Genomic DNA, 16,622 nt, shown 5'->3' with positions numbered 1-16,622 from the left:
CATTATGTTAATATCCTTTTTAGAATTTTTGGACAATTTTTTCAGCTATATCCAGCAGGGTTTTTGACTATGAATATGATTGAATTTAGAAACGTAAACAAAATATATGAAAATAATTCTGCTGCACTCAGAGATATAAATCTTGTTATCAAAAAAGGCGAATTCGTTTTTATGGTAGGGCCAAGCGGTTCAGGGAAATCAACATTTATAAAAGTTCTTACAAAAGAGATCTCTGTCACAAGCGGAACAATATTTATTGCCGGAAGAAACATATGTAATCTGAAAAACAACAGAATCCCCCAGCTCAGAAGAAATATCGGATGTATTTTTCAGGACTACAAGCTTCTTTCTGACAGAACAGTATTTGACAATATTGCATTTGCGCTTGAAGTAATCGGAAAACCGAATTATATAATCAGAGCTCAGGTGCCCCAGGTATTAAAACTTGTGGGATTATATAACAAAATGGATTCACTTCCACATCAGCTTTCCGGTGGCGAACAGCAGAGAGTCTGTATTGCAAGGGCTTTTGTAAACAGGCCACCGATACTTCTTGCCGACGAGCCGACAGGAAACCTTGATCCTGCAACCTCCGAAGGAATAATGAAGCTGCTTTCAAGAATTAATCTTATAGGCACAACTGTAGTTATGGCGACACATGAGAAATCGATAGTAAATTCAATGAGAAGAAGAGTAGTTGAACTTGAAGATGGAATAATTATAAGAGATCAGAGAAGAGGAGTATACGGATCTTGAGCCTGGTATTTCGACCAAAACATATTTTCGGTGAGACTTTTTTAAGTCTCAGAAGAAATTTTCTGATGGGATTCACTGCCATTACCACCGTTGCAATAACTTTGTTCATAGTCGGGGTTTTTTCCATAATTGTTTTTGACATACAAAGTGTTTTGAATTCAATTGAAAATCAGGTTGAGGTTGCTGTTTATCTTAAAGACAATATATCAGATGATTTAAAAGCCTATATTGAGGAAGAAATCAAAGAATGGCCTGAAATCGAAGAAGTGGTCTTTATTTCAAAAGATCAGGCTCTTGAACGCTTTAAAACACAATATGAAGGCAGTGATATATTGAAAGAAATACAGGGGAATCCGCTGCCGGCATCATTTGAAATAAGGCTGAAAGATCCGCAAAAAATAGAACAGGTTGCCTTAAGATTCGTTGATAAGGATGGCGGAAATATTGAAGGGGTCGACGAAGTCATCTATGGCAGGAATTATGTCAGGAAACTATTTTCAATAACTGCAGTCACCGGTACCATTGCTTTGCTTATAATAATTATTCTGGTTCTGGCTACAATAGTTCTTATTTTTAACACAATCAGACTTTCCATACATGCAAGAAGAAAAGAAATAGAGGTAATGAAGCTTGTTGGAGCAACAAACTGGTATATAAGGGCTCCTTTCCTTTTTGAAGGATCTTTTGAAGGTTTTGTAGGCGGGGGAATTGCTGTCCTGCTTCTTTACTTCCTGAACAGATTTCTTCTGATAAAGGGTGAAACTGCTCTTGTTGAAACGATGAGAATAAAGAATCTCGCACTGCTCGGATCAAATAATGTAATTATATTTATATACCTTGCAATTATGGTTGTCGGAATTCTTATAGGCCTTCTCAGCAGCGGGTTTGCATTAAGAAGATATTTGAGGGTATAATATAATTTATGATTATGAAAAAAAGAAGCAATTTAATCGTAGCAATTTCAATTTTTATATGTGTTCTTATTATCTTCACGATAATTCCTGTAGCTCCTTTGTCCGGCGGTTCTCTTGAAGATCAGCTTGAACAGATAAAAAAGGAAAAAGAAGAAACCAAGAAGAAAATAGAGGATGCAAAAAAAAAGGAGCAGGAATATCTTGGTCAGGTCAATAAAGTTGAAGACCAGCTGCTTTCAAGTCTTGATCAGTTAAATGATCTGAACACCAATCTTGCTGATGTTAAAAGCAATATAGATAAAACCACCATAGATCTTGCAATCAAGGAAAGCGAACTGCTTGAAATAAATAAGGAGCTTGACGCAAAATCAACTATACTCAATAACAGAGTTGCTTCAATATACAAAAATGGCAATACAAACATACTTGATGTTATTTTTAAGGCTCAGAGCTTTACTGAGCTTTTATCCAAGTTAAAACTGATGAATCTTCTTGCTGACCAGGATGCAGTAATCATTGAAGAAATAAAAGACAAGAAGAATGCAACTTTAAGCGTCCAGCAAAGCATAATGGAGCTTCAGAAAAAGCAGAATGAACAAAAATCCAATCTTGAAAAACTGGTCACACAGGCCGAACAGAAAAAAACGGAAATATCCGGGATTCTGGACGAAAAGAAAAGTCTTCTTTCAAGCGCAAAAGCTGACAAGAATGCCCTGATTGCAATGGAAGCCCAGCTTACTGCAAAAGAAACCGAGATCCAGAGAATACTTGAATCTTTAAGATATGGAAGCGCTCCAAACGGGAGACTTCAATGGCCTACGGCAGGAAAGCTTATTTCCGGTTTTGGAAACAGAAGACACCCGATATTTGGAGGAACAAGATTTCATTCAGGCGTAGATCTTGCAGCTCCAAGCGGAACGCCTATAATTGCTGCTGACGGAGGAGAAGTGCTGCAGGCATCTTATTCCGGTGGATATGGCTACTCCATACTTATTTATCATGGCGGCGGTTTTGCAACTTTCTATGCGCATATGTCAAGTTTTGCAGTCGGGCAGGGACAAATGGTTAAAAGAGGCCAGGTTATCGGATATGTGGGAACTACAGGCTGGACAACCGGTCCTCATCTTCATTTTGAAGTAAGAATAAATGGTGCCGCACAGAACCCCATGGGTTATTTATAGAAGATAAATCAGTCAGTATTTCAGATCCGGATCTTTCAGCTTTTTTATCCGGTGGTGGTTAAAAAAATACCCTTATAGTGCTTCCTCTTCAAATAATACTCTGATATCTGAATCAATTCTTTAAAAAATTATTTAAAAGTTAATTCAAGTTTTCTAAAATTTAATTTAAGATAAGCGTTAGCATGAAACTCTATAAAAATTTGCAGAAAGTTTGGGATGAAAAAATTTAAAGCTTTAAAAATTATATTATCCTTTATCCTGGCACTAATTATTTTTGGTACAGGGTTTTTACTGGGGCTGGATTTTACTTACAAATTTAATATAAGAATTCCCAGGATAAGCGAAATAATTCCAGCAAAAATTATTACAGGCAGCAACATAACCGGCGATAAAGGAGAACAGCAGGAGACTGCTGCAAGTATCAAATCAATAGAACAGGCAATAGAGCTGATTTTAAAAGAAGCCATTAATCCGAAAACAAAAAATGAACTTATAGCCGCAGCCATACAGGGAATTCTGTTAAAGCTTGAAGATAATCACGCCGAGTATTTTTCAAAAGAGCAGTATGCAAAAATAATGGAATCGTATAAGGGAGTGATGAGCGGAGGAATCGGGGTTATAGTCACTGTTAATGATAGGGAACAGGTGGAAATAGTAAAGGTAATTCCCGATAGCCCGTCTTCTTCCCTGGATATAAAACAGGGAGATCTTATTAAGAAAGTAAACGGAGAAGAAGCGGAAAGAATTGCACTTGAAGAAGTGGTTTCAAAAATAACCGGTCCTGTGGGAACAGATGTCAGAATAACTTTTTACAGACCTTCAGAATTAAAAACCTTTGAAATCACAATAACAAGAGGCACATTTACGATTCCGAATTTTGTTTCAGAAATGATTGACGGAAATATTGCCTATATACAGTATTATGATTTCCAGGAGGGCGGGGCGGAACAGGTAGAAAAAGAAATAGATAGCATGATTAACAATGGAGCTGAAGGAATCATTCTTGATTTCAGAAATAATCTTGGCGGTGTTCTTGATGATGCAGTAAAGCTTTGCGATTTGTTTCTTGAAAAAGACAGGCTTATTGTAAGGGTCACAGGAAGAGTTGATGGAAAAGAGGTAAGTCGGGACTATAATGCTACGGAAGGAAAATATCCTGATATTCCTCTCGTGGTTCTTATAAATGAATATTCTGCAAGCGCTTCGGAACTAACCGCAGGGACACTTCAGGATCACGACCGGGCTGTTCTTGTGGGAATGAAAAGTTTCGGCAAAGGAACGGTTCAGACTCTTCATGTGCTTTCTGACGGATCCGGAATCAAGTTTACTACAGCAAAGTATTATCTCCCGCTTGGTGAGTCTATTGATGGAACCGGTATTGAACCGGATATAAAAGTTTTGCCGGATCCCGGTTTAAAGACAGATACCCAGAAAGACAAAGCTGTCGAGGAAATGAAAAAATTATTAAAATGAGCAAAGACAGAAAAGAAGAAAGTAAAAAAATAGTTGCACAGAACAAAAAAGCTTTTCATGATTTTTTTATTATAGAAAAATATGAGGCAGGAATTGTCCTTAAAGGAAATGAAGTAAAATCCCTGAGGGAGCACAAAGTTAATCTTAAGGATAGTTATGCAAGAATAAAAAATGATGAACTGCTCCTGTATAATATGCATATTTCACCCTACAGCAAATCAAGAATAGAGGAGACACAACCTTACAGGACAAGAAAACTGCTGATGCATAAAAATCAGATACGCAAGCTTTCCGGTAAGCTTAATGATAAAAGCACAACTCTTGTACCCCTGAACGTTTATTTTGCCAGCCATCTGGCAAAAGTAGAGCTTGCGCTGGTAAAGGCAAAATTAAAATATGACAAGCGCAAAGATCTTGAGAAAAAAGCTCAGGAAAGGGAAGTACAGCGGACTCTGAAGAATTTTAATCGCTAAATAGCATTTGTACCCATATGCTATAATATCAATGCAGTGCTTTATCTGACTTGAATAATCTTCTACTGCCTTAAGGGGGCGTATTGGATTCGACAGGGATAGATTGAGCTTAAATTGCAAGCCGAGTTCCAGAGACTCGTAAAAAGCTGGACATAAAAATAAACGCAGATAATAGCGAACTAGCTTTAGCTGCCTAATAAGAGCGGCTAACGTCCTTTAAGATATGCCTGTGATTTTAAAAGGGCGCAATTAACAGGATACTTTTTCGGGAGAAGACTGCTTTTCCGGAAAGGGAAATAAATGCAGTCTAGCAAAGGCAGATATTGTTCATATGATTTGCCGGAGCGAAACTTAGATATGAAATAAGCTTGTAGATGTTTAAGTGGCGATATCTTTGGACGCGGGTTCAATTCCCGCCGCCTCCACCAGACAAGACAGCAGATTCTGATAGAAAAATCTGCTTTTTTTATCTAAAATTCCTTGATTTCAAGGTATTTTAAGTCTTACGCCTCATAAAGCAATCCGGCTTGGAATTGTTTTTCAGGGCGGGTTTTCTTATTTGGGTGTTGTGGCGGACTGCCTTAAAAGCAAAGGCTTGCTTTGCGGGGTAATTGTTTGATTTTTGAGTAAAGGTTTGCTTTACGGGTATTCGTTTACTTTGTCCTGTTTTAGAGTAAAAAATCAAATCATGAATTATATTAGTGAAAGAAAGTGCGGAATCTTACAAAAATTTGCAACAGGAGACCAGCAGGTATAAGTTTAGAAGATTTTATTATAAGTGGTTAATGTACCGAAAAAACGCAAAGTCATACTTGTATTTTTTTTATATTCAGCTATAGTTATTTTTAATAAAATCGGTACATGTACCGGAAAAAGTAAAAAGGGCAAGCTGTGATTATTCAGAGAGAACGGTATCTTAGCGCATTGATTAACCGTATGCATAACGGGCTTGTAAAAGTTGTTACGGGAATCAGAAGAAGCGGCAAGTCTTTTTTGATTTTTAAGATTTTCAAGCAATATTTACTGGATAGCGGAATAGACGATTCACACATAATAACTCTTGCTTTAGATGACAGAAGGAATAAAAGATATCGCAATCCGGACGAAATCCTCAAATATATAGATTTGCTGATTGCAGACAGGAAAAACTATTACATTTTTTTGGATGAAATTCAGCTGCTTATTGACTTTGAAGAGGTGCTGAATTCGCTCATGCACATTCCGAATGCAGATATCTATGTAACCGGAAGCAATTCTCGTTTTCTTTCAAAGGACATTATTACCGAATTTCGTGGCAGGGGGGATGAGATTCACATTTTTCCATTATCTTTCCAAGAATTTATGCAAAACTACAAGGGTGATATTTATCATGGTTGGACAGATTATGCAACATATGGCGGTTTGCCGCTTGTTTCAACCATGAAAACCGAAGCGCAGAAAATGCAATACCTGACGAATCTGTTTGCGGAGACATATTTAAAAGATATCATAGAGCGAAACCGAATAGAAAAAACGCAGGAACTGGACGATTTGTTAAATATACTTGCTTCCGCAATCGGCTCATATACAAATCCGGCCAGGATAGAAGCAACATTTAAGTCCGTATCACATTCTTCGTTCAGCGCAAACACGATCAGACAGTACATAGGGTATCTTGAAGATGCTTTTATAATAAGCGCAGCACAGCGTTATAATGTAAAAGGAAGAAAATATATAGGTACACCTCTCAAATATTACTTTGAAGATGTGGGGCTTAGAAATGCAAAACTGGGTTTCAGACAAGTTGAAGAAACTCATCTTATGGAGAACATTATTTATAACGAACTTAGAAGCAGAGGATATTCCGTTGATGTGGGCGTAGTGGAGCAGAGAAGGAGAACTCCGTCAGGGAAATCGGAGCGGGTAAGCCTGGAAATAGACTTTGTGGCAAACCTGGGAAGCAAAAGATATTATATTCAATCCGCGCTGCGCTTATCTAACGAAGCAAAAAAAGAACAGGAGCAGCGTTCACTGCTTATGGTTCAGGATGCTTTTAAAAAGATTATCATTACAAAAGACGCACTGGCTCCTTTGTATAATGAAGAAGGTGTATTAGTAATGAGCATCTTTGATTTTCTATTAAACGAGGGCAGTCTTGAAGTCTGAACTCAATGAAGAGAACGAGTCATAGCTGCTATTAGATGGCTACAAATTTTGTGATGAAGTAGCTTAGGCTATTCCAATAAATTGAAAGCAGCATCCATTCTTTGGAATGAAGTCAGAGATTCAGCACAAGAAAAAACATATTCAAAAAGAGCTTTTGACAATTCATACCGATAAAATAAAGAAATATCGGAAATAAAGAAATATCAGAAATAAACAAATCCAGGTTTGCCAGAACAGCAAATTCCAGGTTTGATTTACTTAGGGCAACAACGCTTAAATTTCAAAACAAAACAACAATTGTTTACTTTTTCTTTCTGCCATTTGATCTTCATGGGTTGCAAGGGAAACAACAGTCTTCAATACATCATCATTCGAGATAATCAACGTGTTTATAAATTTCAGGCAGGATCCGGGCTTTCTTTTCGTTAAACTGTTTCTTATTGTTTTCAAAAAGGTTATTTCCTTTTGTATCGATTGAAACAAGCAACGGGCCGAAGTTTTTGACACGCATCACCCACATTGCCTCCGGCATACCCAAATCCAACCATTCAACGGATTCCACTTCTTCTACCTGACTTGCAGCAAGAACAGCGCATCCGCCGGGAAATACTGCATGAATCGCTTTATAGGTTTTACAGCCTTCGGCAGTTTTTTCACCCATTCCGCCTTTTCCGATAATCAGTTTAACGCCTGTTTCCGCGATGAATTCCTTTTCATACTTTTCCATCCGCATGCTGGTCGTTGGCCCGATGGAAATAACGTCGTATTTACCCGGCTCACCTTGTCTCTCCTTCATAATGGGGCCGGCATGAAAAATTGCTTTTCCGGAAAGATCAATGGGCAGCGATTTACCTTGCTTAATCAGGCGCTGATGAACATCGTCCCGGCTTGTAATTAAACATCCGTTTAAATAAATTATATCTCCGATTGCAATGGATTCGATGTCGTCATTTTTTATCGGAGTAGTCAATATTTTTTTACTCATAATATCGCTCCTTTATGTGACAGTATTTCATAATTGAGTTCCGAATCTATTTTAATGAGCGCCCTTCTGTGTGCCCAACATCCCGTTGACAAACCGACAGCTATTGTCGCCGGGTGACGCCCGGCTTGTTCAATATGCACGCCCATAACGGAATTCTTCCCCGTTATGCCGCCCGGGCCAATTTCAATGTCGTTAAGCCCTTTCTCCATCATGGTCTCCAATTCCGCACCACGCGGGTTGCTGTTATGAGTTCCGATTGGACGCAGCAAGGCTTTTTTTGAAAGCTTTGCTGCAACTTCCACAGATCCGGCAATGCCGATGCCGACCAAAAGCGGAGGACATGCATTGATTCCATAGGACGTGATTTGGTCAAACACAAATTTGACTATGCCCTCATATCCTTCCAGCGGCATTAAAACCTTCGCTGTTCCCGGGAGACTACATCCGCCCCCCGCCATATACATATAAATTTTCACCTCGTCGCTGTGTGGAACCACTTCCCAGTCAATCCACGGAATCCTTGTCCCCACATTATTTCCGGTATTCTTCTCATCAAACACTTCGACGACATTGTGGCGCAGCGGGGCATCTATTGTTGCCTTTTTTACGGCTTCCCGCAGACAATCTTCAATCTTATCAATCAGTGGGAAGCGGGAACCTGCCTGAACAAAATATTGAATCACGCCTGTGTCCTGACAACACGGTCTGTCCAATTCATCCGCCATTTTCAAGTCATCAAACATTGCGTCATAGAAGATTTTTGCCATAGGCGTATCTTCTTTTGCCCTGAGTTCTTTCAGTTTTGCAATGACGTCATCGGGAAGGCGTTTTCCCGCATAGGCTGTAAATTTCGCCATAATATCAATGAATTTATCACATTGCATAGTTGAGCTCATAATATTTTATTCTCCTCTACTATTACTTTCCATTTTTCCTGATAATAATTGTATATCGATCCTAAATATAGATCAAATACTTTAATAACTATAATTTTTATAGTACAATACCTATGTTATTGATGAAGGGATAAAGAAAATGGAAAACCGCGCCTTACATTATATACAGAGAATTTTAGAGGAGGGAAGCATCTCTCAGGCAGCGAAGAGGCTCTTTATCGCGCAGCCATCATTAAGCCAATACATAAAACGGATAGAAAATGATTTGGGCACTGAAATATTTGAACGTAATACAAAGCCTGCAAGACTTACGGATGCGGGAGAAATCTACTTGCAGACGGAACAAAAAATTCACCGACTCCGTCAACAAAGAAAAAACCACATAGATGATCTTTTTAATTTAAAGAGCGGACATGTCACAATTGGCAGTTCGAATTACCGAAGCATGTATCTGCTGACCCATGTACTCCCCGTCTTTAAACAGCGTTATCCCGGAATCAGCATTAGTCTGGAAGAAGGAATAACCGAAGAGCTTGAAGAACGTGCGGTAAACGGTATTACGGATTTCTCTATCGTTTTACTGCCTCTGACATATCCCAATCTGATTTATGAAGAACTTTTTGATGAAGAAATATTATTGGTTTTGCCACAGGAGCATGCTCTGTGCCAGAACATCAGCGGTCAGCAGGTTCCGCCATATCCATCTATTGATTTTTCACTTTTAAAAGATGAATCCTTTATCGTGATGAAAAAAGGACAAAAGCTGAGGATTTCATTTTTTGATCTGTGTCACCATGCCGGATTTAGACCTAAAATAATTCTGCAAACTGACAGCATGGCGACAGCGCAGGCATTAGCAGCCGCGGGAGTAGGAGTAACCATCATACCGGATGTTCTTGCGAAGTATAATAAATTTCTGGAAATGCCACGATACTTTTCTTTAAACAATCAAGCTGATACACGCAGGGTTATCATTGCATATTCAAAAGACAGGCCGCTTACCGGTGCTGCAAAGGCATTCATCCAAGTTATGAAAGAAGTCGTCAACATTTCAAGTATAAGATAATCAATAAAACATGATTTATGATATATTATGCTTTACTTGCACCAAACCAGTATAATCCGAACCAAATTTTAACTATTGGAGATGGGCTCGGATTATTTGTTTATTTCAGGAGATTTGAGGACACTCCCTTCCATAATGGTGTAGCCGGGCGTCCGGAGTCAAAGCCTTGCGGTTTATGGAAACCGAAACGAGGGGGGTGTCCGTAGTGGTATAGGGCAGAAACATTTGTCCCCTCCATTTAAGAAATTGCCAAGGGTTATGTTTGACGCAAAACAACAAGTTGAGAAAGGGGATTTTCCATATTCTGAAATACATGTGTTAAAAGATGCAGAGCATGTGATAATTAATCAGGTATTTGATTTTGCTAATATTTTTTATAAAATGTGAGGAGTATAAAGTTTATCTCATAATGTCATTCAAATATGTGAAAGATTATGAATAGGGCAAAAAACATTATTTCTAAAAGAAATGGTTTTACACTTGTTGAACTCTTAATAGTTATTATAATACTATCAATACTTGCTTCAATTTCCGTCCCGATCTATTTTCGCATTCAGAACAGAGCAAAAGAATCTGCTACCAAAGCTGAAATGAGCAGTATTGCAATTGCCCTGGAATTATATGGAAGCGATAATCTTACCTATCCTGCAGTTTCTGATATTGAAAATCTTGCAGATGAATTAGACGGATATATTTATGGTATGAAGACATACGATGCCTGGGGAGTAAACTACAGATATAGTTTTTCTGATGGCAGATATAACCTTGTGAGCGGAGGGATAGACAAAACTTACGATACAGCAGACGACATAATTTTTTCAAACGGGATGATGATAGCCGAAGGAACTTATCATGAACCGGGCCATAATAATCAAGGGAATACAACCACTACTTCAACTATGGAAACAACTACAACCACGGAAAACACTTCTACAACTACTGCTGAAACAACTACAACAACTACTGCAGATGAAACCACGACTACTTTACCTGATTATCCTTTATGGGATGCATCAACAAGTTACACCCAAGGCACTTATGTTATATATGACGGAAAGGTATATGTCGCGAGGCACTGGACATTAAATGCCGAACCGGGATTAATAACCAGCCCCTGGCAGGAAATAACAGACGAGTGGAGATCTTTTAATGTTTATAATGCCGGTGATGAGGTAATTTTCGGTGAGAGTACTTTTATTGCAAGAAGCTGGACATCAAATGCCGAACCGGGATTAATAACCAGCCCCTGGCAGGAAATAACAGACGAGTGGAGATCTTTTAATGTTTATAATAAGAACGATATAGTTATATATGAAGGCAGGGAATATGTTGCCAAATACTATAATCAGAACAGTCAGCCGGGAATTTCATCGGCATGGAGGCTGGTTGATTGATTGCAAGCTGGCAAAATAAAGTCTGAGTATTCTCTTTTTTTAAGCCCGGGCCCGATTTTCAGTCTGCACCAACCCTCATCTTTTGAAATAAGCAGAAGCATGTCCTTGTTTTCATATTTTTCGCCAATGCCAAACTTGTTAAAAGGACTGAAAGCCGGTTCATTAATTGTCTTTCTCTGCAGGGAAATAATGGTTACAACGGCTACTTACATCTCCGGTTCCGGCATCATGATAAAATCGCGAACCTTTATTGTCTCAAAATGTTAAATTCTTTTTTCTCTTCTTAACTTATTTGGGAATAGCTAATATAATAGCTTAAAAAATTTCCAGAAAGGGATAGTTTTGAATAAACTAATTAAAGAACTGACTGAATTAATCGGTAAAGAATACATAATTACACCTGATATGGCACAGTATCATGCATATACTTTCGGTGATGCTACTCTTTATCGTTCAAAACCGGACATAATCGTATATCCTTTTAGTGAATCGGAAGTAAGCGGTATCATTAAAATAGCAGGTAAATACAAAATCCCGGTTACTGCATCAGGCGGACTAACGGGACTGTCCGGAGGCGCCATAACCCATAAAGGTATTCTTCTGAATCTGCTGAGGATGAATTCCGTTAAATCTGTGGATACAATAAGCAAAACTGTTGTTGCTTCTCCGGGAATAACCTGTGCAGATCTTAATAAATATTTAAAAGAATATGGCCTGATAGTTCCTGTAGCCCCGGCCTCTCATTTAATTTCTACTCTTGGGGCAAATATTGCTGAAGCGGCAGGAGGAACCTGGGGAATGTCAAAAGGGACTTTTAAGAATTATCTTCTTTCTCTCAGAGTTGTAGATGGCAGAGGTAATATTTTCTGCACCGGGGCGCCTCTTACAAAACAGAGTACGGGACCGGATATCACATCATTGTTTTTGGGTTCCGAGGGAACCATGGGTGTAATAACGGAGATAACTTTGAGATGCGAATATCTTGCTGAAGATACATGGACAATAAGATGCAGTTTTCCTGATGAAGAAGTCCTGCAGAAAATTCATGAAGAAATTGCCATAAACCACATCGAGCTTTATTCGTTTGAATATATGGATTCAAGGCTTCTAAGCTGTATTCATGAAGGAGCTTCAAATATGCTGCTTCTTTTTCAAACTACAGGTTCAAAAAATGAGTCAAAAGCGCAGGCAGACAAGCTTGTTGAAGTGTTGAAAAAATTAAAACCTCTGGAACTTGTCTATACCAATGATCCGGTAAAGGCAGATGAGCTCTATACTGAAAGAAGAAGCGCCCTGGGAGCTCTTGCAAAAGCTGATAAAAACAAGCCTGTAATAATTCAATTTGATCCCGTTCTGCCTCTTGACAAACTTACGCTAGGCATAAGAAAAATGAGAGAGATAGCGGAAAGAGAAAATCTTGACCTTATAATTTACGGACATGCAGGAGACGGCAATCTTCATCCAAGTTTTATTGTCCCGGATAATATAGAGGAAAAGATAAAAGCCAGAAAAGCTATAAGGGAATTTGACGACTGGGTTGAGAAAGAAGGCGGATGTTACAGCGGGGAACATGCCGTAGGATTTTTTCTTGGAAGGAGCCAGGACAAGATAAGACCCCAAACCGCAGATTACCTGAGAAAAATAAAAGAGGCATTTGACCCGGACAATATTTTGAACCCGGGGAAAGTGATAGATATAAGGGAAGGCTCGATGGATATTTCCCCTGCATTGAAAAAGTATTCTGAAATCAGTAAACTTTCATCTCTATGCGTCAAATGCCATTTATGCAAGAATGACAGTCCTGCATATTTAAAAGAACCCTTTGAACACAACACAATAAGGGGCAGGGTAGCCATGATAGATGCAGCATCAAGAGGAGCTGTTTCATTTTCAGAAATAAATCCATTTGTTGAAGAGCTGTCATTATGGGTTAAAGACATGAACTGTCCTTCCTATATAAAAAATGATATCGGCAAGCTTATTGAACTTGCTATTGCAGAAGCATAAAAAGATTTTAATATTGTAATTTATGGAACATAAAAAAATATATAATCATAAAAAAATTACCTCAGATTATGCTGCAAGAGATTATCTTGATAAAGCTGAGAAAAGCATTATTGAGGACCTTAAACTCTATCTTAAAGATATGAGCATGCTTGATATGGGAGTAGGTGCCGGCAGAACCACAAAATATTTTCTTCCGCTTGTAAACTGTTATATCGGTGCCGACTATGCTCCGAACATGATAGAAGAATGCCGCAGGAAGTTCAGCAAAAGAAATATTTTTGAAGTTGTTGATGTAAGGAATATGAAAAAATTTGCCGGTGATATGTTTGACTTTGTGTTTTTCAGTTACAACGGAATTGACAGCTTCGATGAACAATCAAGGCTGGTTGCCTTAAAGGAAATAAAAAGAGTCTTGCGAAATAATGGGTTTTTTGCTTTTTCATCGCACAATATTAACTGGGAAGGCATTTATGATATTTTCAAATTTGCATATATCTTTAGAAAACTTGTTAAAAAAAATGAAGGCAGCTTTTTTAGGAATATATTTTTATTTTTCAAATCTTTTTATTTTTTTTTCAGGCTTCGCATATTGAATAAAAGGTTAAACATAACTGCTCTGATAAGAAGTCTCCGGAAAGAAGGCCATGGAATCCTGGCCGATAACTCATTAAACGGCAGAGTAAAAATTTATTATTCTTCCTATGCATATCAGCTGAAACAGCTGACAGAGGCCGGATTTGAGGATATAAAGACATATTCCGTAAACGGTATAAAAACTGATGAGGATGCAGAGCTGAATAAGGGCGGATGGATACATTATCTATGCCGGTTGAAAAAATAAAGTTGTCTTTGATTTTAATACATAATAAGATTTAATTCTTAATACATAATAAAAATCATATAACTGAATGTGAGCGATCTGTGGATTTAAGACCGATAGGTATTTTTGATTCAGGGCTTGGAGGAATAACCGTCCTGAAAGAAATAATAAGGCTTGTTCCAAATGAAAATACCATTTATTTCGGAGATACAGCCAGATTTCCATACGGGCCAAGAGAATTAAATCAGGTAAAATATTTTGCCTTGAAGATAGCAAAGTTTCTGCTTTCGGAAAATGTAAAGATGATAGTGATTGCCTGCAATACTTCCACAGCCGCTGCATTAAGTGATATTCAGAAAGAAACCTGCGTTCCTGTAATCGGTGTTATTGAACCGGGGGCAAGGGCCGCAGTCAGCGCTACAGAATCAAAAAGAGTCGGAGTGATTGCGACAAAGGGAACTGTCGAAAGCATGGCTTATGATAAAGCCATAAAAAAAATCGATAAAGAAATAAAAGTATTTTCAAATCCTGCGCCTCTCCTGGTGGATTATGTGGAAAAAGGGATACTTGCAGGCAACAGCCTTGAAAAAACAATCTGTGAATACCTTGACCCTCTTTTCATTGAGTCTGTTGACGTGCTTCTTCTCGGATGCACCCATTTTCCGCTTATAGAAAACAATATAAAAGATTGCTGCAGCAGTGAAATAAAAGTAATCAGTTCCGCAGTTGAAACAGCCAAGGATGTTGAAAAAACTCTTAGGAAAAATAATATTTTAAACAATCAGGACAATGAGCCTGAGAGAAAATTTTATGCTACTGCAGATAAAGATACATTTTACAAATCAGGAAAAATTTTTTTAGGCGAAAAAATCAGAGATGTTTTTCATGCAGATATAGATATATGACTGAAAGGCCGTATGCTAAAACTTATCATGCGGTATAAGCAAAAATAATTATTGTCATTAGCATCAGGAAGGATTTTAAATGGGTAAAAGGGCTGACGGAAGAGCAAATGATGAGATAAGGCAGATTAAAATAACAAGAAATTACATATCTTATGCAGAAGGTTCTGTTCTTATAGAGTTTGGAAAAACCAGAGTAATATGTACAGCAACGGTAGAAGAAAAAGTGCCGCCTTTTCAAAAAAACAAAGGACTTGGCTGGGTAACCGCTGAATATGACATGATTCCGAGATCTACGCAGGTCAGGATAATAAGGCCGCAGACTTCAGGAAGAATAAATGGAAGAACCCATGAAATACAGCGCCTGATCGGAAGGTCTCTCAGGGCTGCTGTTGATTTTGGCAAACTTGGAGAACGGACAATATGGGTGGACTGTGATGTGATAGAAGCAGACGGAGGTACCAGATGTGCTTCCATAACAGGAGGTTTTGTAGCTTTGTTTGACTGCTGCAGATATCTTGTCAACGAAAACATAATAAAGGAAATGCCTGTAGAGAATTTTGTTGCGGCAATAAGTGTGGGAATAATAAACGGAGAGATAATGACGGACCTCTGTTTTTCTGAAGACAGCAGTGCAGATGTCGATATGAATGTAGTCATGAATTCAAAAGGACAGCTGATAGAAGTACAGTCAACAGCGGAATGCAATACATTTTCAAAAGAAGAGTTTTTGAAAATGCTGGAATTATCGGAATCCTCTATTGAAGAATTATTTCTGATACAGAAAAACGCTATTCTTAAAAAATAAATATATAAAAGTCGTCTTCCAGGTACTGCAGATTTTGATAAATATTTTTTTGGAGAATCAAAATGGAAATAGTGATTGCCACGAAAAATAAAGGCAAAGTAAAAGAAATCATTCATTTTTTTAGGAATGCTGATATTTATTTTAAATCTCTGAACGATTTTTCTGATATTCCTGAAATAATGGAAAATGGCAGTACTTTTGAAGAAAATGCGGTTATCAAGGCAGAGACAATTGCCGAAATTTTAAATAAGTCCGTAATTGCAGATGATTCAGGCCTTCAGGTGGATTTTCTCAATGGCAACCCCGGAGTTTATTCAGCAAGATACAGCGGTGTTAATGCTACTGACAGATCGAACAGATTAAAATTATTAAAAGAGCTTGAAAATGCAAAAACTTCCGACAACAGATCTGCAAGATTTGTTTGCAGCCTGGTTTTATGGGACAGCAGAAAAGGACTGATTTTTAAAACCAGTGGAATATGTGAAGGCACTATCGGGTTTGAGGAAAAGGGAGAAGGCGGATTCGGATATGACAGTATTTTTATTCCTGAAGGATTTGAAAAAACAATGGCTCAGCTGACTGATGATGAAAAAAACAGCATAAGCCACAGGGGGAAAGCTTTGGCAAATCTCCATGATTTTCTTATTGGCGGCAATAAAATGCCGCACTTGTTCTGATTGAAATATTCAGAATATATGATATATTACATCTTATTTGTTTTTTCGGGGTGTAGCGCAGCTTGGTTTAGCGCACCTGCTTTGGGAGCAGGGGGTCGGAGGTTCAAATCCTCTCACCCCGACCA

The 16,622-nt window shown here is 38.2% G+C and carries 16 protein-coding genes, 1 tRNA gene and 1 other RNA gene; 15 read left to right on the top strand and 3 right to left on the bottom strand.

Annotated elements, in window-relative coordinates; genetic code table 11:
* The first annotated feature begins 75 nt into the window (after nucleotides 1–75).
* From ftsE to GXZ93_01235, 7 genes are all read left to right on the top strand, one after another.
* A complete protein-coding gene (gene ftsE / locus GXZ93_01265; GenBank protein ID HHT78420.1) occupies nucleotides 76–756 on the top strand; it encodes a cell division ATP-binding protein FtsE in 681 nt (226 codons plus the stop codon).
* Nucleotides 753–1,670: an ABC transporter permease gene (locus tag GXZ93_01260; protein HHT78419.1), complete on the top strand. Its 918-nt coding sequence runs from the start codon at nucleotides 753–755 to the stop codon at nucleotides 1,668–1,670. Before ftsE ends, GXZ93_01260 begins: the two co-directional genes overlap by 4 nt.
* Nucleotides 1,671–1,678: 8 nt before the next feature.
* Complete coding sequence (locus GXZ93_01255; protein HHT78418.1) at nucleotides 1,679–2,851, top strand: peptidoglycan DD-metalloendopeptidase family protein; 1,173 nt, start codon at nucleotides 1,679–1,681, stop codon at nucleotides 2,849–2,851.
* A 216-nt stretch (nucleotides 2,852–3,067) separates the two neighbouring features.
* Nucleotides 3,068–4,324 (top strand): S41 family peptidase, encoded by a 1,257-nt coding sequence (locus tag GXZ93_01250; GenBank protein HHT78417.1) that lies wholly within the window; start codon nucleotides 3,068–3,070, stop codon nucleotides 4,322–4,324.
* Nucleotides 4,321–4,797 (top strand): SsrA-binding protein SmpB, encoded by a 477-nt coding sequence (smpB, locus tag GXZ93_01245; GenBank protein HHT78416.1) that lies wholly within the window; start codon nucleotides 4,321–4,323, stop codon nucleotides 4,795–4,797. The genes GXZ93_01250 and smpB overlap by 4 nt, the downstream gene beginning before the upstream one ends.
* Before the next feature lie 74 nt (nucleotides 4,798–4,871).
* Nucleotides 4,872–5,225: a transfer-messenger RNA gene (gene ssrA / locus GXZ93_01240) on the top strand.
* Nucleotides 5,226–5,688: 463 nt separating this feature from the next.
* Nucleotides 5,689–6,942 carry an ATP-binding protein gene (locus tag GXZ93_01235; protein HHT78415.1) on the top strand — a complete coding sequence of 418 codons (1,254 nt, stop codon included), beginning with the start codon at nucleotides 5,689–5,691 and terminating at the stop codon, nucleotides 6,940–6,942.
* 367 nt (nucleotides 6,943–7,309) lie between these two features.
* Here GXZ93_01235 and ttdB read toward each other — a convergent pair whose 3' ends face one another.
* Both ttdB and ttdA read right to left on the bottom strand, forming a co-directional pair.
* A complete protein-coding gene (ttdB, locus tag GXZ93_01230; protein ID HHT78414.1) occupies nucleotides 7,310–7,927 on the bottom strand; it encodes a L(+)-tartrate dehydratase subunit beta in 618 nt (205 codons plus the stop codon).
* Nucleotides 7,924–8,823 (bottom strand): L(+)-tartrate dehydratase subunit alpha, encoded by a 900-nt coding sequence (gene ttdA / locus GXZ93_01225; GenBank protein ID HHT78413.1) that lies wholly within the window; start codon nucleotides 8,821–8,823, stop codon nucleotides 7,924–7,926. The genes ttdB and ttdA overlap by 4 nt, the downstream gene beginning before the upstream one ends.
* A gap of 139 nt (nucleotides 8,824–8,962) precedes the next feature.
* Here ttdA and GXZ93_01220 point away from each other — a divergent pair, with 139 nt between their 5' ends.
* Nucleotides 8,963–9,889 carry a LysR family transcriptional regulator gene (locus GXZ93_01220; GenBank protein HHT78412.1) on the top strand — a complete coding sequence of 309 codons (927 nt, stop codon included), beginning with the start codon at nucleotides 8,963–8,965 and terminating at the stop codon, nucleotides 9,887–9,889.
* Nucleotides 9,890–10,323: 434 nt separating this feature from the next.
* A complete protein-coding gene (locus GXZ93_01215) occupies nucleotides 10,324–11,283 on the top strand; it encodes a prepilin-type N-terminal cleavage/methylation domain-containing protein (GenBank protein HHT78411.1) in 960 nt (319 codons plus the stop codon).
* On the opposite strand, the gene GXZ93_01210 is transcribed toward GXZ93_01215, so the two are convergent.
* A complete protein-coding gene (locus GXZ93_01210; protein ID HHT78410.1) occupies nucleotides 11,244–11,474 on the bottom strand; it encodes a TPM domain-containing protein in 231 nt (76 codons plus the stop codon). The genes GXZ93_01215 and GXZ93_01210 overlap by 40 nt on opposite strands.
* Nucleotides 11,475–11,625: 151 nt before the next feature.
* On the opposite strand from GXZ93_01210, the gene GXZ93_01205 reads away from it, so the two are divergent.
* The 6 genes from GXZ93_01205 to GXZ93_01180 all read left to right on the top strand — a co-directional run bounded on the left by GXZ93_01205 (nucleotide 11,626) and on the right by GXZ93_01180 (nucleotide 16,622).
* Nucleotides 11,626–13,290: an FAD-binding oxidoreductase gene (locus GXZ93_01205; GenBank protein ID HHT78409.1), complete on the top strand. Its 1,665-nt coding sequence runs from the start codon at nucleotides 11,626–11,628 to the stop codon at nucleotides 13,288–13,290.
* A gap of 22 nt (nucleotides 13,291–13,312) precedes the next feature.
* Nucleotides 13,313–14,131: a class I SAM-dependent methyltransferase gene (locus tag GXZ93_01200; protein ID HHT78408.1), complete on the top strand. Its 819-nt coding sequence runs from the start codon at nucleotides 13,313–13,315 to the stop codon at nucleotides 14,129–14,131.
* 80 nt (nucleotides 14,132–14,211) lie between these two features.
* Entirely contained in the window at nucleotides 14,212–15,015 is an 804-nt protein-coding gene (locus GXZ93_01195; GenBank protein ID HHT78407.1) for a glutamate racemase, read from the top strand.
* Between the two features lie 79 nt (nucleotides 15,016–15,094).
* Nucleotides 15,095–15,820: a ribonuclease PH gene (gene rph, locus GXZ93_01190; GenBank protein HHT78406.1), complete on the top strand. Its 726-nt coding sequence runs from the start codon at nucleotides 15,095–15,097 to the stop codon at nucleotides 15,818–15,820.
* Between the two features lie 62 nt (nucleotides 15,821–15,882).
* Nucleotides 15,883–16,497 (top strand): XTP/dITP diphosphatase, encoded by a 615-nt coding sequence (locus GXZ93_01185; protein ID HHT78405.1) that lies wholly within the window; start codon nucleotides 15,883–15,885, stop codon nucleotides 16,495–16,497.
* Nucleotides 16,498–16,543: 46 nt separating this feature from the next.
* Nucleotides 16,544–16,622, top strand: a tRNA-Pro gene (locus tag GXZ93_01180).

Source organism: Actinomycetota bacterium, from assembly GCA_012837825.1.
GTDB lineage: Bacteria > Actinomycetota > Humimicrobiia > Humimicrobiales > Humimicrobiaceae > Humimicrobium.
Note: the sequence above shows the minus strand (reverse complement) of the source record. Positions and strands in the feature narration are given on the sequence as shown.

Bases quoted from the DNA above. Each gene is read 5' to 3' on its own strand.
- GXZ93_01200 (HHT78408.1), top strand. From the start codon at position 13,313: ATGGAACATAAAAAAATATATAATCATAAAAAAATTACCTCAGATTAT.
- smpB (HHT78416.1), top strand. From the start codon at position 4,321: ATGAGCAAAGACAGAAAAGAAGAAAGTAAAAAAATAGTTGCACAGAAC.
- ttdB (HHT78414.1), bottom strand. From the start codon at position 7,927: ATGAGTAAAAAAATATTGACTACTCCGATAAAAAATGACGACATCGAA.
- ttdA (HHT78413.1), bottom strand. From the start codon at position 8,823: ATGAGCTCAACTATGCAATGTGATAAATTCATTGATATTATGGCGAAA.
- GXZ93_01215 (HHT78411.1), top strand. From the start codon at position 10,324: ATGAATAGGGCAAAAAACATTATTTCTAAAAGAAATGGTTTTACACTT.
- GXZ93_01255 (HHT78418.1), top strand. From the start codon at position 1,679: ATGATTATGAAAAAAAGAAGCAATTTAATCGTAGCAATTTCAATTTTT.
- GXZ93_01185 (HHT78405.1), top strand. From the start codon at position 15,883: ATGGAAATAGTGATTGCCACGAAAAATAAAGGCAAAGTAAAAGAAATC.
- GXZ93_01220 (HHT78412.1), top strand. From the start codon at position 8,963: ATGGAAAACCGCGCCTTACATTATATACAGAGAATTTTAGAGGAGGGA.
- ftsE (HHT78420.1), top strand. From the start codon at position 76: ATGATTGAATTTAGAAACGTAAACAAAATATATGAAAATAATTCTGCT.
- rph (HHT78406.1), top strand. From the start codon at position 15,095: ATGGGTAAAAGGGCTGACGGAAGAGCAAATGATGAGATAAGGCAGATT.
- GXZ93_01250 (HHT78417.1), top strand. From the start codon at position 3,068: ATGAAAAAATTTAAAGCTTTAAAAATTATATTATCCTTTATCCTGGCA.